Genomic DNA, 14,294 nt, shown 5'->3' on the forward strand with positions numbered 1-14,294 from the left:
TGGGCAGGGGCACGGGTGTCCACTACACTCGCTCCCCGCCCCATGCGACTTGCCCCCCTCCTCGCCCTGGCCGCCCTGCTGACCGTGTCCTCCGCTTCCGAGGCCGCCGTCAGGTACGACATCAAGAACCGCCGGATTGAACCGCGCCAGACATTGGCGGGCGCGCTGCATGAGGCCCAGTTACCCGACGCCCAGGTGACAGCCGTCATCTCCGCGCTGGAAGGCGTGTTCGACTTCCGCAAGTCCCGCGTGGGCGACCAGTTCCGCATCGTCCTGCGCGACGGCGAGCTGGACTTCTTCGACTACCGCCAGAGCCTGGTCGACGAGTGGCAGGTGCGCCGCGACGGCGAGAAGTACGTGGGCAGCAAGCGCTCCATTGAAGTGGAGAAGCAGGTGTCCGTCGTCTCGCTCGAAATCCAGACGTCGCTCTACGAGGCGGCGGTGGACGCGGGCGAGGACCCGGCCATCGGCATGGTGCTGGCGGACGTGTTCGCCTGGGACATCGACTTCTACCGGGACGTGCGCAAGGGCGACACCGCGCGCGCGCTGGTGGAGAAGTTCGTCTCCAAGGGCCGCGTGCTGCGCTACGGCGAGGTGCTCGCCGCCCAGTACCAGGGCGGCCTCGTGGGCCCCAAGAAGGTCTACCGCTACGTGCTGCCGGACGGGCAGCCCAACTACTTCCAGGCGGACGGCGCCAGCGCGAAGAAGACCTTCCTCAAGAGCCCGCTGAAGTACGCGCACGTCACCAGCAAGTTCGGCTCGCGCTTCCACCCGGTGCTCCAGTACCTGAAGAACCACAACGGCGTGGACTACGGCACGCCCATCGGCACGCCCGTGTGGGCCGTGGCGGACGGCACCGTGACGCAGGCGGGCTGGGCCGGCGCGGCCGGCAACATGGTGGTGCTGCGCCACGCCAACGGCTTCGAGACGCAGTACATGCACCTGTCGAAGCTGGGGGACGGCGTGCGCGTGGGCGCCCGGGTCAGCCAGAAGCAGGTCATCGCCTACTCGGGCAACACCGGCCGCTCCACCGGGCCGCACCTGCACTTCGGCATGAAGCGCGGCGGCGGGTACACCAACCCGCTCAACCAGCAGTTCCCCCGCGCGGACCCGCTGCCCAAGACGCTCCTGCCGGACTTCCTCGCCAAGGCGCAGGAGCTGGCCGGACAGATGGAGGTCGTCTCCGTGGCCGCCGTCGCCGGACAGGCGCCCGCGGCGCCCTGAGGTCGCCGCGAGGCAGCGCAGGCCCGGCGGACTACTCCCAGACGATGTCGTAGTCCGCCGCGAAGTAGCCGTGCGGCGTGCCCACCACGGAGCCCTTGCACTGGATGGCCTTCAAGGCCTCCTGGAGCACGCCCTCGTGGAACTGCACCGGCTGCATGTCGCCGTGGAAGGACAGGCGCACGTGGCGCTCCGACACCACGGTGTAGTCCCGGCGCCCGTAGCTCACCAGCGTGGAGTAGGCGGTGGGCGCGTTGGACAAGAGGCGCTTGGGGTCGCCCTTGCCAATCAACCGCGTCAGCGTCTGGCCCACGGTGGAGGAGAAGAAGCCCGTCACCGCGGCGGCGCCACACGCACGCACCGCGTCCTCCTGGGTGCTGAAACGCCCCGCCTTCTCCAGCGCCTCCGACGTGGCGTACAGCAACCGGATGGCGTCCACGGCGGAGTACGAGAAGAAGTCCACCGGTGAGCGCTTGAAGAGCGGCTCCCGCAGCCGGGCGGCGGTGTCCGGCCCCAGTTGCTTCTCCGCGAGCGTCAGCACCGCGTTGAAGATGAGGCCGCGGACCGTGTCTTCGGGCCGCACCAGCGCGAGCCGCTGGTCCAAGTCATTCTTCGGGAAGGCCATGAGCGTTGATTTCTACATCAAACCGGCCGGCCACGGGCGGGCGTTCCACGCCAGCGCTGTGGGAAAGCAGGCGGACGGACACACGTCGCGCATCCCTCCTGGACGTCCCAGGTCCTTCCCAGGGAGCATCCTCCTCCTTCCTGGCTCCGCGCTTTCCCATGCGAGGTCCGCCAGGGCTGCGATACCCTGACAGCCCGCATCACCCTTCTTCCCACCCGAAGTCACACCCGGATGGAGACCTCTCGCGACATGGCCTCTCCCGCCTCTTCTTCCCCGCAGCCCCGTCCCGCAGCGTCGAGTGCCACTGACGATGGCGGCCGCAGCACCGGGCGCGACGCGACGTCCATGCGTCGCTCCTTCCTGGACCACGTGCGCTACTCGCGCGGGAAGAACTACGAGACCTCCACCGCGCATGACCGCTTCATGGCGCTGTCGCTCGCGGTGCGCGACAGGCTGGCGGACCGCTGGGTCCGCACCGCGCGCACGTACTACGAGAAGGACGTCAAGCGCGCCTACTACCTGTCCGCCGAGTACCTGCTGGGGAGGGCGCTGGGAAACAACCTGCTGAGCCTGGGCATGCACGACGCCGCGTCCGAGGCCATGCGCGAGGTGGGGGTGGACCTCACCAACCTGCTGGAGATGGAGCCTGACGCGGGCCTGGGCAACGGCGGCCTGGGGCGCCTGGCGGCGTGCTTCCTGGACTCGCTGGCGACGCTCGGCTACCCCGGCATGGGGTACGGCATCCGCTACGAGTTCGGCATCTTCACGCAGGACATCGTCGACGGCTACCAGGTGGAGCGCGCCGACGAGTGGCTCAAGTTCGGCAACCCGTGGGAAATCGTCCGGCCGGAGAAGGCGGTGCCGGTGCGCTTCTTCGGGCGCGTGGAGCACCACCAGGGCCCGGACGGCAAGCCCGTGGCGCGCTGGGTGGGCGGCAAGACGGTGGTCGGCGTCCCCTACGACACACCGATTGCCGGCTACCACAACGACACCGTCAACACCCTGCGGCTGTGGCAGGCGCGCGCGTCCGAGGAGTTCGACCTGCTGCTGTTCAACGCGGGCGACTACGAACGCTCCGTCGTGGAGAAGAACGACTCGGAGGTCATCTCCAAGGTCCTCTATCCGAACGACGCGTTCCAGGCGGGCAAGGAGCTGCGCCTCAAGCAGCAGTACTTCTTCGTCGCGTGCTCCATCGCCGACATCGTCCGGCGCTACCTGAAGAACCACACGGACTTCAGGGACTTCCCCAAGAAGGCGGCCATCCAGCTCAACGACACGCACCCGGCCATCGGCGTGGCGGAGCTGATGCGCGTGCTGGTGGACGAGAAGCGGCTGGGCTGGGAGGAGGCCTGGTCGATTACGCAGGCGGTGTTCGGCTACACCAACCACACGCTCCTGGCGGAGGCGATGGAGAAGTGGCCGGCGACGCTGTTCGAGCGCCTGCTGCCCCGGCACCTGGAGCTCATCTACGAAATCAACCAGCGCTTCCTGCGCCAGGTGCAGATTCGCTACCCCTATGACCAGGAGAAGCTGAAGCGGATGAGCCTGGTGGAGGAGGGGCCGGAGAAGAAGATTCGCATGGCCCACCTGGCGGTGGTGGGCAGCCACAGCATCAACGGCGTGGCCGCGCTGCACACGGACCTCTTGCGCCGGGACGTGCTGCCGGACTTCGCGGCCATGTATCCGGAGCGCTTCAACAACAAGACGAACGGCGTGACGCCGCGCCGGTGGCTGGCGTGGTGCAACCCGCGGCTGTCCCAGCTGATTACGTCCCGCATCGGCGAGGGCTGGGCCACCCACCTGGACAAGCTGCGCGAGTTGGAGCCGCACGCGGAGGACCCCGCGTTCCGCAAGGCGTTCCGCGACGTGAAGCGCGCCAACAAGGAAGACTTGTCCAACCACATCCGGGACCTCCGCTCGGTGCGGCTCAACCCGGACGCCATCTTCGACGTGCAGATAAAGCGCCTGCACGAGTACAAGCGCCAGCTCCTGGACGCGGTGCACATCGTCGCGCTGTGGATGCGGGCGCGCAGGGACCCGAGCACCATCATCCACCCGCGCGCGTTCCTCTTCGGCGCCAAGGCGGCGCCGGGCTACCACCTGGCCAAGCTGACCATCCGGCTCATCAACGGCATCGCCGAGGTCGTCAACAGCGACGCGGGCACGACGGGGCTGCAAGTGGTGTTCGCCCCCAACTACCGGGTGAGCCTGGCCGAGCGCATCATCCCGGCGGCGGACGTGTCCGAGCAGATTTCGACGGCGGGCATGGAGGCCTCCGGCACGGGCAACATGAAGCTGATGCTCAACGGCGCGCTGACGCTGGGCACGCTGGACGGCGCCAACGTGGAGATTCGCGAGGCGGTGGGCGATGAGAACTTCTTCCTCTTCGGCCTCACCGCCGACGAGGTGATTGCCAGGAAGCGCGCCGGCTACCGGCCGCGTGACGAGTACGAGAAGAACCTGGAGCTGCGCGAGGCGCTGGACCTCATCTCCACCGGCTTCTTCTCCCCGGAGGACCGCGCCCTCTACAAGCCGCTGGTGGACAGCCTGCTGGACGAGGACCGCTACCTGGTGCTGGCGGACTTCGCGGCGTACGCGGCGAAGCAGGACGAAGTCGTGCGCGCCTACCAGGACACCGAGAACTGGACGCGCAAGTGCATCATCAACGTGGCGCGCGCCGGCATCTTCTCCTCGGACCGCACCATCAAGCAGTACGCCGAGGAGATCTGGCGCATCCAGCAGACGCCCGTGGAGCCGTAAGGCCCCGCACCGCCCCCCGTTGACCGCTCCGGCGACGGGGGGCGCCCCACCCTGAGGGACGCGCGCAAGGCGTGTCCTCGGAGGGCGACGCGGCACGCAACGACTGACGCAGCAAGACGACGCACCGCGCAATCACAGACGACGCAGTGCGCCACCCGACAGACGGCTCGTCCCGTGGGGCTGACGCGGCGCGATGTATTGACTCTGGAATCAATCCTGGGGCACTGATCTCTCGTTCTTCGGGATTCGCTCGGTCGTGGGGATGGGCTGAGTCGCAGGGGTGCCTCCGCGTGAGGCCGGCTCCCGAGGTTCTGTTCCGACGTGCATCGGTCGCAGCAGGCGTTCCTCCCAAAGACAGGAGTCCCCCAATGAAGCAACAGCCGCTGTTCCTTGCAGTCCTGACGCTCGGTGTCCTGGGTGTCGCAGGCCCGGCCACCGCCGCGGAGAAGACCACCTACCCCGTCGTGTTCGCCCATGGGTTGGGCGGCTTCGACGACATCCTCGGGTACGACTACTGGGGGGATGACTACGGGACGTTCGTGGGCGACCCGTGCAACGAGCTGTTCGAGGTGTCGTGCAACGACGGCCTGAACAGCGGGCAGCGCGCCTTCGCGGCGGCGGTGCAGCCGGTGCAGAACTCCGACGTGCGCGGCCTGGACCTGGCCAATGACGTGGAGGGCTTCATGGCCTCCGCGGGCTCGTCCTACGTGAATCTCGTGGGCCACTCGCAGGGTGGGCTCGACGTGCGCAAGGCCGCGCGCGTGCTGCGCGAGCGCAAGGGCTACACGGTGGTGAAGGCGATGGTGAGCGTGTCCTCGCCTCACCGCGGCTCGCCGGTGGCCAAGTACATCCTGGACCTGGGGCCCGGCATCACCAGCGTGCTGGACGCGCTCTTCCGCTTCTACGGCGACGTCGTCTACGCCCCGGGCAATGACGGCTACGCGGCGGTGAAGGCGCTCATCTACAACGACGCGGACGCGAACGACGGGAAGACGACGGGCGCCAAGGCCTTCAACGTCGCCAATCCCATCAACGCGTCCTACGCGTCCCACTACGCGTCGCTCATCACCGCGCAGCAGGGCCTGAGCGTGAACCCCGCGTTGTTCGTGGTGCGTCAGTTCCTGTTCGATATCGACGGGGACGGCTTCTGCGCGGATGACTGCGACAACGACGGCGCCGGCGGCAAGGGTGACGGCAACAAGGCCGAGCAGGACGACGACGGCCTGGTGGGCGTCAACTCGCAGCAGATGGGCTACCGACTGCGCTACACGGAACGCCTGGGCTCGGACCTCATCGCCCAGGACTCCGCGCTGGGTTACGTGTCCAACATCAACGCGCCCAGCTCGTTGCAGTCCACGTCCATGTCCAGCGTCATCAACCAGGACCACCTGGACGTCATCGGCCTGGGGCCCGACACGTTCAGCGAGATGGAGTTCTACGCGGCCATCATCGACTACATCGCGAAGGTCGACTGACCCGCGCTGAGTCGTCCATCGCCGGGAGGGCCGTCACCTGGCCTCCCGGCGTTCTTCACCGTGCCCCAGGGAGTGGATTCATGCGACAGCGCACGAAGGTCTTGCTGGTGGGCGCGGTGGCCGTGACGTGTGGAGTGCTGGGCTGGGGACTCGTCAGGCCCACCGGGGCGGCTGTCCCGGCCGCGACACCCGCGACGACGTCGACTCCCGGACAAGCCCCACCGACAACGCCTGTCGCGGCCAGTCCCTCGGCCGCCACTCCGCCCCCGGTGATGCCCGCCCCTGCTCCGGTGCGAGGTGCCGGGGACGAGGAGCTGGAGGCGTTCGCGACGTCGCTGCGCGAGAAGTACGGGGCGAAGCTCCACGAGCCGTATCTCCAGATACGGATGGTGGAGGAGCTGATGCGCTTCTTCCAGGAGCGCTTCCCGGACCGGTGGGAGCAGGAGCTCCTGGCCTTCCTCAAGGCGAACTTCCCGGAGCATTACGACGCGCTGGCGGCGATGTTGCGCAACCGCGTGGACTACGAGAAGTGGGTCAAGGACAGCGACTCGTACCTGCGAGGGCTGAGCGCCGAGCAGCGCCGGTCCGCGACCTGGGACGCGCGCCACCGCCTCTTCGGCAAGGAGAACGCCGAGCGCATCTGGGTGTCGGAGCGGAAGAACCAGGCCATCGCGGACACGCTGCGGACGCTCGGCGCGCAGGAGGGCGTGAGCCTGGAGAAGAAGCTGTCCACGTACAAGGAGCGCCTCCAGGAGGTGCACGGCGAGCAGGCGGCGGCCTACGTGGAGCGCCACCAGCAGGAGCTGATGAACCGCTTCCTGGACCTGCCCTCGGTGCAGACGGACCTGGGCGGGATGACACCCGCCGAGCGCAACCAGAGCCTGCGCGCGGTCCGCAAGGAGATGGGCCTGGACGCCGAGGCGCTCCAGCGCTGGGACGCGCTGGACCAGACCCGGGACGCGCGCTGGGACGCGGGCGCGAAGTACATGGCGGAGCGGGAGACGCTGGCGAAGGAGCTGTCCGGGGACGCGTTGGAGGCGAAGCTGGTGGAGCTTCGCGCGCGCTACTTCGGTGGGGAGGCGGAGACGATTGGCCAGGAGGAGGCCAGTGGCTTCCTGCGCTTCTCCCGCCCCCGGCAGTGGGGGCGCAACTGACGGTGCCTCAGAGCGGTGAGTCTCCTCCCGTTCCAGGGACGGGAGGCTCCACCGGCAGCGGCAGCAGCGCCGGAGTCAGCTGATGGCGCTTCTTGAAGCGCGTCCAGTCCCGGGTGAAGCTCTTGCGGGCCGTGCTGGAGCCCGGGCGCGCATCGAGCGACACCCGCTCCATGCGCTCGTCCTGGGTGAGCGCTTTTCGCGGCGCGAGCTTTTCATCACCCTGGCGCTCCCGGAGCAGCTCGAAGGCGTGGGGGAGCCAGTCAGGGAGGCCGTCCAGGGTGAGCACTGTCTCGATGGCTCGTGCGGCCATCAAGTCCACGTTCGCGTCCACATGGCCTCGCAGGGCCATGAGCATCATGGGGAGCGCACGGTCCAGCGGAGGGCGCTCGACGAACCCCCGCGCCAGCAGCTCCAGCTGCGCGCCCGTCAACGCCAGGGGAGTCCTGTCGCGCCCGTCGTAGAACGAGCGGGCCGAGTCCCCATCGGGCACCAGCCCGTACAAGCCATCCCAGCGCGTCATGGGATGGTCGGACACGCGCACATGCCAGTCCACTCGCGCCGCATCCAGGTCCCCGCTCCCGTCCACGCCGCGCTCCTGCGCATCCCTCGCGAGCGTCACCGCGCGCCGATAGGCGTCCGCGTCGTCATTGCTCGCCGGGTAGCGCGTCCCATACGACATCGCCACGGTGCGCCACTTCCCAGCCCTGCGCTTCAGGAAGGCCACCACCGCCAGCCCTTTCTCGTAGCGAGGGGGCGCCGGACAAATCATCGGGCGCCAGTGCACTTCCAGGAGTTCGCCCTGACGGGCATTCCCCTTCCACACCTCACGGACGACCAGGCGCGCGAAGTCGCCAGACGCCCGGTCCTCCTTTTGCGCGAGCGCTCTCTCATTCGCCGGCAACGACAGCACCTCATGGACGTCCGCCCACACCACCCACTCGGCTTGCTGGGTCAGGGACCAGAGCGTCTCTGGAGGAATGGGATAGGCCTCCGCGCGAGGCCCCGGAATGAACAGCGCCACCAGGACCAGCGCCAAGGCCGTCCCGGGGCCCTTCTCGAAATCGGACTCACGCATGGGTCGCTCTCCTCTCAAGTCACCGGGAGGCTACCTCATCCACACACACTCGGAGTCATGCTCCCCCGAAAAGGCAGGGGGCCCAGACGTCAGCGGTAGTGCGTGGCAATCCAATCGCCATTGATTTGCTGGATGGCGATCTCCAAGTCATAGACAGCCCGCAGCACGTCCGGCCGCATGATGTCCTCCGAGCGCCCCTGGAACGCGACCTTGCCGTCCCGCATCGCGATGAGGTGGTCGGAGTAGCAGGACGCGAAGTTGAGGTCGTGCAGCACCAGCACGAAGCTCTTGCCCAGCGTGTCGGCGGCCGTCCGCAGCTGCTTCATCATCGACACCGCGTGCTTCAAATCCAGGCCGTTGAGCGGCTCGTCCAGGAGGACGTAGTCCGTGTCCTGGCAGAGCACCATGGCCACGAAGGCGCGCTGACGCTGGCCTCCCGACAGCTCGTCCAGGAAGCGCGCCGAGAGCGCCTCCAGGCCCATGTGCTGAATCGCCCGCTCCACGTGCTCCTGGTCCTTCACCGTGGGCCGCCCCTTCGAGTGGGGATAGCGGCCGAACGTCACCAGCTCCCGCACCGTCAGTCGCGAGGTGAGGTGGTTGTCCTGGCGCAGGATGGCCAGCCGTTTGGCGAGCACGTCTCCCGGCGTGGTGACGACGTCCAGCCCATCCACCAGGACGTTGCCCGAGGACATGGGCAGCACGCGGGAAATCATCGACAGCAGCGTCGACTTGCCCGCGCCATTCGGGCCGATGATGGAGGTGATGCCGCCCACGGGCAGCCGCAGGGAGACGTCGTCCACGACGAGCGTCGTGCCGTAGCGCTTGGTGACGTTCTTCGCCTCGATCATCCCGGGGCCTTCCTCATGAGCATCGTGATGAACACCAGCCCGCCGACGAACTCGATGATGACGCGCGGGTTGGTGTCGAAAGCGAAGACGTGCTCCAGGACGACCTGCCCCGCCACCAGCGCCACCGCGGCGACCAGCGCGGCGGCGGGCAGGATGAGCTCGTGCTTGTACGTGCGCACCACCGCGTGGGCCAGGTTGGACACGAGGAGGCCGAAGAACGTCACCGGCCCCACCAGCGCGCTCGACACGGAGACGAGGATGGCCACCAGCACCAGGATGAGCGCCACCGTGCGCTGGTAGTCCACCCCCAGGTTGATGGCCGTCTCGCGGCCCAGCACCAGCACGTCGAACGTGCGCAGCATCCGGAAGCCCAGCACCGACACGCCCAGCGTCACCAGGAACGAGACGACGAGCAGCTCCTGGTCCGGGTTGTTGAAGCTCGCGAAGAAGCGGTCCTGGAGGAAGATGAACTCGTTGGGGTCGATGAGCCGCTGGAGGAAGGACGACAGGCTCCGGAACAGCACCCCCAACACCACGCCCGTCAGCAGCACCAGGTGCAGGTTCCTCCGCGCTCCGCCGAACAGCCCCCAGTACAAGAGCCCCGAGAAGGCCACCATGATGAGGACCTCCACGCCGAACAGCAGCCGGGGGTCCAGGTTCACCACCGTGCTGGAGCCCAGGAAGAAGAGCAGGCACGTCTGGATGAGCACGTAGAGGTAGTCGAACCCGAGAATCGCGGGCGTCAGCACGCGGTTGCCCGTCACCGTCTGGAAGAGCACCGTGGAGACGGCGATGGCGTAGCCCACCAGCAGCGCCGTCGCGAGCTTCTTCCCCCGGAACGGCAGGACGAAGTCCCACTGCCCGCCCACGTCGATGAGCATGAACAGGACGGCGCACGCCGTCGCCATGCACCCGAGGATGAACAGGGTGCGCTCGGGCCTCGCCGGCACCGCGACTCGGTCAGCCGACACGGGCGTCCCTCCGCAGCAGGAGGTACAGGAAGAGCACGCTGCCCATGACGCCCGCGATGGTCGCCCCCGGGATTTCGTACGGGAAGCGCACCACCCGGCCGATGACGTCACACACGAGCACGAAGCCCGCGCCACACACCGCCACCCACGGAATGGAGCGCCGCGCGTTGTCGCCCATGAAGAGGCTGACGACGTTGGGGACAATCAGGCCCAGGAACGGAATCATCCCCACGGTGACCACCACCATCGCGGTGACCATGGAGACGATGACCAGCCCCAATGCGACGATGCGCGAGTAGCGCATCCCCAGGTTCGTGGTGAAGGACTCGCCCATGCCGGCCACGGTGAAGCGGTCCGCCGCCACGTAGGCGCAGCACGTGAGGCCCAGCGTCACCCAGAGCAGCTCGTAGCGCCCGCGCAGGACGGTGGAGAAGTCCCCCGTCGTCCAGGCGTTGACGGACTGGAGCAAATCGAAGCGGTACGCGAAGAACGTCGTCACCGAGTCGATGACGCCCGCCAGCACCAGGCCCACCAGCGGCACGACGAGCACCGAGCGCAGGGGGATGCGCTTGAGGATGAGCAGGAACAGCGCAGTGCCCGCCAGGGCGAAGCCCGACGCCACCAGCATCTTCCCGAGCACCGGGAGCTGGGGAGCGAGCACCGTGGCGGTCAGCATGCCCAGGCTCGCGGACTCCGCGGTGCCCGCCGTCGCCGGCTCCACGAAGCGGTTGCGCGCGAGCATCTGCATCAGCAGCCCCGCCACGCCCAGGGACATGCCCACCAGGATGACGGCCAGGAGCCGGGGGATGCGGCTGATGACCAGCACCTGGAGGGCGCGCTCGTCGGGGCTCGGCGAGAAGAGCGAGTTCCACGACACGTTGCCGACGCCAATGAACAGGCTGACCAGGGCCAGCAGGACGATGACGACAGCGGCGGCGACGAAGCGTTTCACGACCCGGACAGCCTACTGGGCTCGCGCGGCGTAGGCTTCCGCAATCTGACCGCGCAGGTGGTTCACCGACTGGATGCCACCGCCGATGAGATACGTCGTCATCGGGTCCAGGTAGACGACCTGCTTGTTCTTCCAGGCCGTCGTCTGGTGCACCAGCTCGTTGTCCAGCACCTGCTGCGCCCCACCCCGCTGGCCCATGCCCGCGTCACGGTCAATCACGAAGAGCCAGTCGGGGTTCTTCTCCCGGATGAACTCCGAGCCGATGACCTCGCCATGCAGGGACGCGTTGAGTCCCTCGACGGCGACGGGCACGCCGAAGTCGCCATGCAGGACGCCGAAGCGCGAGCCCGGCCCGTAAGCGCTGATGCGGCCTCCGGTGACGAGCACCACCAGGCCCTTGCCCCGGCTCGCCGTCGTCTCCTTCAGCTTCGCGATGGACGCGCGCAGGTCGGCGACGAGCGCGCGGCCCTTCTCCTCCTTGCCGAAGAGGCTCGCCAGCAGCTCCGTGTTGGCCACCACCGTGTCGATGTAGTTCGCGCCGCTCATCGGCAGGTCCACGGTGGGGGCGATTTTGGAGAGGCTCGCGTACTTCGCGCTGGAGCGGCCCCCGGTGATGATGAGGTCCGGCTTCGCGGCGTGGAGGGCTTCGTAGTTGGGCTCGAACAGCGTCCCCATGCGCGGGTACTTCGCGTCCGCGAACGGCGCCAGGTGGTGGGGGAACTGGTCCCCCGCGACGCCGAGCACGTTCACTTCCAGCGCCTGGAGGATGTCCAGGGCCGCCAGGTCGAAGACCACGACGCGCTGGGGATTCAGCGGGACGACCGAGGTCCCCTGGACATGCTTCACGGTGCGGCCCTGCGCGGCGGGCGCCGCGGCCTCGGGGGCTTCGGGAGCCTGGGCCACCACCGCCGCGGGCGACGGAGCGCCGCGCTGATACGCCACGACGACTCCGACGACGGCCAGCAGGGCCACGACACCGAGAATCGCGAGGAGGGGGAAGGGACGCCTGTCAGGTGTGCTCACGGTTTCATCCAGCCAGTGCGCGCGGAACGGAAGCGAAGGGCGCGGGACGGCGCGGCCTCACATAGCAGCCCAGGCGGGAACACGCACTACTTGATTCTGCAAATCAATATCGACATGTAGGCCCCCGCGCGGCGCGAGTGGGGCCCGGTGAAGGCGCCCCACCCTTCAACCGGCGACGCTCACGCCGCCTTGTTCAGCCACGCCTCGTAGGCGGTGTAGTCGTAGTCACGCCCCAGGAAGGCGTGCACCAGCTTCGCCGCGTCGTCGGAGCCGCCCGGCTCCAGCACCGCGCGCCGGTACGCCTTCGCGGGCTCGGGGGACAACATCCCCTCCTTCTGGAACACGGTGAAGAGGTCCTTCGCGATGACCAGCGACCACATATACGTGTAGTAGTTGGACGAGTACCCCTCCAGGTGGCCGAAGGACAGGTGGAAGTACGTGCCCTCCACGTAGGGGAACGGCGTGTACGTGCCCTGGAGCTCGCGCACCAGCGCGGTGGCGTCCAGGCCCGCCGGGGCCCTCCGGTAGATTTCCAGGCTGAGCGCCGCGTAGAACATCTGCTGACGCACCCACAGGCCCTTGCCGAACTCCTCCGCGCGACGCATCCGCGTCACCATCTCCGCCGGCAGCGGCTCGCCCGTCTGGTAGTGCTTGGCGAAGGTCTGCAGGCTCGCCGTGTCGCGCGCCCACTCCTCCAGCATCTGCGACGGCGCCTCCACGAAGTCCCACTCCGTGCGCACGCCCGACACGCCGGCCCAGCGCGTGTGGCCGCCGAAGATGTGGTGCAGCAGGTGGCCGAACTCGTGGAGGAACGTCTCCACGTCGTCATGCTGGAGCAGCGCGGGCTCCGCGCCGGGCTTGGGGAAGTTGCACATCAGCACGCCCTCCGGGAGCCGCCGCCCGGACTTGCCGCTGGTGAGGGTGAACTGCGCCGCGTGCTTGTACTTGTCCGCGCGCGGATGCATGTCCAGGTAGAAGCGGCCCTTCACCGTGCCGTCCTCCAGCACGTCGTAGGCCTCCACGTCCGGGTGCCACACCACGGCGTCCTGGATGCGGCGGTACGTCACGCCGAACATCCGCGCCGTCAAGTCCAGCATGCCCTGCTTCACGCGCGTGTACTCGAAGTACGGCCGCACCGCCTGCGAGTCGAAGGCGTACTGCTCCGCCTTGATGCGGTCCTCCAGGTACGCCTGGTCCCACGGGTCCACGCGCGCGGCGCCAGGCACGTCCCGGCGCTTGCGCTCCAGGAGCAGCCCGTAGTCGCGCTCCATCCGCTTGCCGGACGCGTCGGAAATCCGGGCGATGAAGTCCGCGGCGGCCTGCTCGTCGCGAATCATCTTGTCCTCGGTCGCGAAGGCCGCCCAGTTGCGGTAGCCCAGGAGCGTGGCCAGCTCGTGACGGCGCGCCACCATGCGCTCCAGCACGTCCGTGTTGCTGGGGTGCCCGCGCATGCGGAAGGCCCGCCACATCTGCTCGCGCGCCTTCGCGTCACGCGCGTACGTCATGAAGGGGATGATGTCCGGATAGTCGGTGGTGATGCTCACCTGGCCGTCCGCGCCGGGAGGGTGGGCGCGGACATAGTCGTCCGGCAGTCCGTCCAGCGCGGAGGGCGGCAGGGACACGGCGCGGGTGTCCTGGAGCATGTTGCGGCTGAACTCCTGGCCAATGCGGACCAGCTCCTCGTTGAGGGCCTTCACGCGGGCGCGGGTGGCGTCGTCCCGGTCCACGCCGGAGCGGCGGAAGTCGCGCAGCACCTTCTCCATCCACTTGCGCGTCTGCGCGTCCTGGCCGGAGAGGTCCAGCGAGGCGAGGACGTCGTAGACGCCCCGGTCCATGCGGATGTCGGTGGCGAGCGTCTCCAGCTCCTGCTCGGCGGACTCGGCGGCCTCGCGCATGGCGGCCTCCGGGTGGGAGTGCCGCGCGACGCTCGCGCGAGCGCCCGCGTCATCGAGCGAGGCCATGGCCTCGTCATACAGCTCCAGCACCTGGACCACGTCGAAGGGGGCGCGGAGGGCCTTGAGGCGGGCGATTCCGGCGCGGGTGGCCTCCATGGCGGCTTCGCCGGAGCGTCGGAACTCGGCGGGCGGACAGGTGATGAGGCGGACGGCGTCGGTGACAGGCGTTTCAGGCACGGGCTGCTCTCCTGGGCGTGCTGACGGGAAGTGTGCGCCGCAAAGGTAATCCGCCTGC

General features: G+C 68.4%; 12 protein-coding genes. 4 read left to right on the top strand and 8 right to left on the bottom strand.

The window, feature by feature from the left end:
• Positions 1 to 42: 42 nt before the first annotated feature.
• Positions 43 to 1,224 carry a M23 family metallopeptidase gene (locus LZ199_RS16495; RefSeq protein ID WP_253994655.1) on the top strand — a complete coding sequence of 394 codons (1,182 nt, stop codon included), beginning with the start codon at positions 43 to 45 and terminating at the stop codon, positions 1,222 to 1,224.
• Between the two features lie 31 nt (positions 1,225 to 1,255).
• Here the strand turns inward: LZ199_RS16495 and LZ199_RS16500 are convergent, their stop codons facing one another.
• Both LZ199_RS16500 and LZ199_RS46120 read right to left on the bottom strand, forming a co-directional pair.
• Positions 1,256 to 1,846, bottom strand: a complete 591-nt coding sequence (locus LZ199_RS16500) for a TIGR02265 family protein (protein WP_253994656.1) — start codon at positions 1,844 to 1,846, stop codon at positions 1,256 to 1,258.
• A gap of 221 nt (positions 1,847 to 2,067) precedes the next feature.
• The gene (locus LZ199_RS46120) at positions 2,068 to 2,193 is read right to left on the bottom strand and encodes a hypothetical protein (protein WP_256569163.1); all 126 of its coding nucleotides are present in this window, start codon (positions 2,191 to 2,193) and stop codon (positions 2,068 to 2,070) included.
• On the opposite strand from LZ199_RS46120, the gene LZ199_RS16505 reads away from it, so the two are divergent.
• The 3 genes from LZ199_RS16505 to LZ199_RS16515 all read left to right on the top strand — a co-directional run bounded on the left by LZ199_RS16505 (position 2,192) and on the right by LZ199_RS16515 (position 7,235).
• The gene (locus tag LZ199_RS16505) at positions 2,192 to 4,606 is read left to right on the top strand and encodes a glycogen/starch/alpha-glucan phosphorylase (RefSeq protein ID WP_253994657.1); all 2,415 of its coding nucleotides are present in this window, start codon (positions 2,192 to 2,194) and stop codon (positions 4,604 to 4,606) included. The genes LZ199_RS46120 and LZ199_RS16505 overlap by 2 nt on opposite strands.
• A 368-nt stretch (positions 4,607 to 4,974) precedes the next feature.
• Positions 4,975 to 6,081 (top strand): esterase/lipase family protein, encoded by a 1,107-nt coding sequence (locus LZ199_RS16510; protein ID WP_253994658.1) that lies wholly within the window; start codon positions 4,975 to 4,977, stop codon positions 6,079 to 6,081.
• A gap of 80 nt (positions 6,082 to 6,161) precedes the next feature.
• Positions 6,162 to 7,235: a hypothetical protein gene (locus LZ199_RS16515; protein ID WP_253994659.1), complete on the top strand. Its 1,074-nt coding sequence runs from the start codon at positions 6,162 to 6,164 to the stop codon at positions 7,233 to 7,235.
• A 7-nt stretch (positions 7,236 to 7,242) separates the two neighbouring features.
• Here LZ199_RS16515 and LZ199_RS16520 read toward each other — a convergent pair whose 3' ends face one another.
• From LZ199_RS16520 to LZ199_RS16545, 6 genes are all read right to left on the bottom strand, one after another.
• A complete protein-coding gene (locus LZ199_RS16520) occupies positions 7,243 to 8,310 on the bottom strand; it encodes a hypothetical protein (protein WP_253994660.1) in 1,068 nt (355 codons plus the stop codon).
• A gap of 89 nt (positions 8,311 to 8,399) precedes the next feature.
• Positions 8,400 to 9,158 (bottom strand): iron ABC transporter ATP-binding protein, encoded by a 759-nt coding sequence (locus LZ199_RS16525; RefSeq protein ID WP_253994661.1) that lies wholly within the window; start codon positions 9,156 to 9,158, stop codon positions 8,400 to 8,402.
• On the bottom strand, positions 9,155 to 10,129 hold the full coding sequence (locus LZ199_RS16530) for an iron chelate uptake ABC transporter family permease subunit (RefSeq protein ID WP_253994662.1): 975 nt from the start codon (positions 10,127 to 10,129) through the stop codon (positions 9,155 to 9,157). Before LZ199_RS16530 ends, LZ199_RS16525 begins: the two co-directional genes overlap by 4 nt.
• Positions 10,119 to 11,081 (bottom strand): ABC transporter permease, encoded by a 963-nt coding sequence (locus LZ199_RS16535; RefSeq protein WP_253994663.1) that lies wholly within the window; start codon positions 11,079 to 11,081, stop codon positions 10,119 to 10,121. The genes LZ199_RS16530 and LZ199_RS16535 overlap by 11 nt, the downstream gene beginning before the upstream one ends.
• Positions 11,082 to 11,093: 12 nt before the next feature.
• Positions 11,094 to 12,104: a siderophore ABC transporter substrate-binding protein gene (locus tag LZ199_RS16540; protein WP_253994664.1), complete on the bottom strand. Its 1,011-nt coding sequence runs from the start codon at positions 12,102 to 12,104 to the stop codon at positions 11,094 to 11,096.
• A 179-nt stretch (positions 12,105 to 12,283) separates the two neighbouring features.
• Positions 12,284 to 14,236 carry a M3 family metallopeptidase gene (locus LZ199_RS16545; protein WP_253994665.1) on the bottom strand — a complete coding sequence of 651 codons (1,953 nt, stop codon included), beginning with the start codon at positions 14,234 to 14,236 and terminating at the stop codon, positions 12,284 to 12,286.
• Positions 14,237 to 14,294: the final 58 nt, after the last annotated feature.

Origin of the sequence: Myxococcus qinghaiensis, assembly GCF_024198215.1 — a bacterium.
Taxonomy (GTDB): Bacteria; Myxococcota; Myxococcia; order Myxococcales; family Myxococcaceae; genus Myxococcus; species Myxococcus qinghaiensis.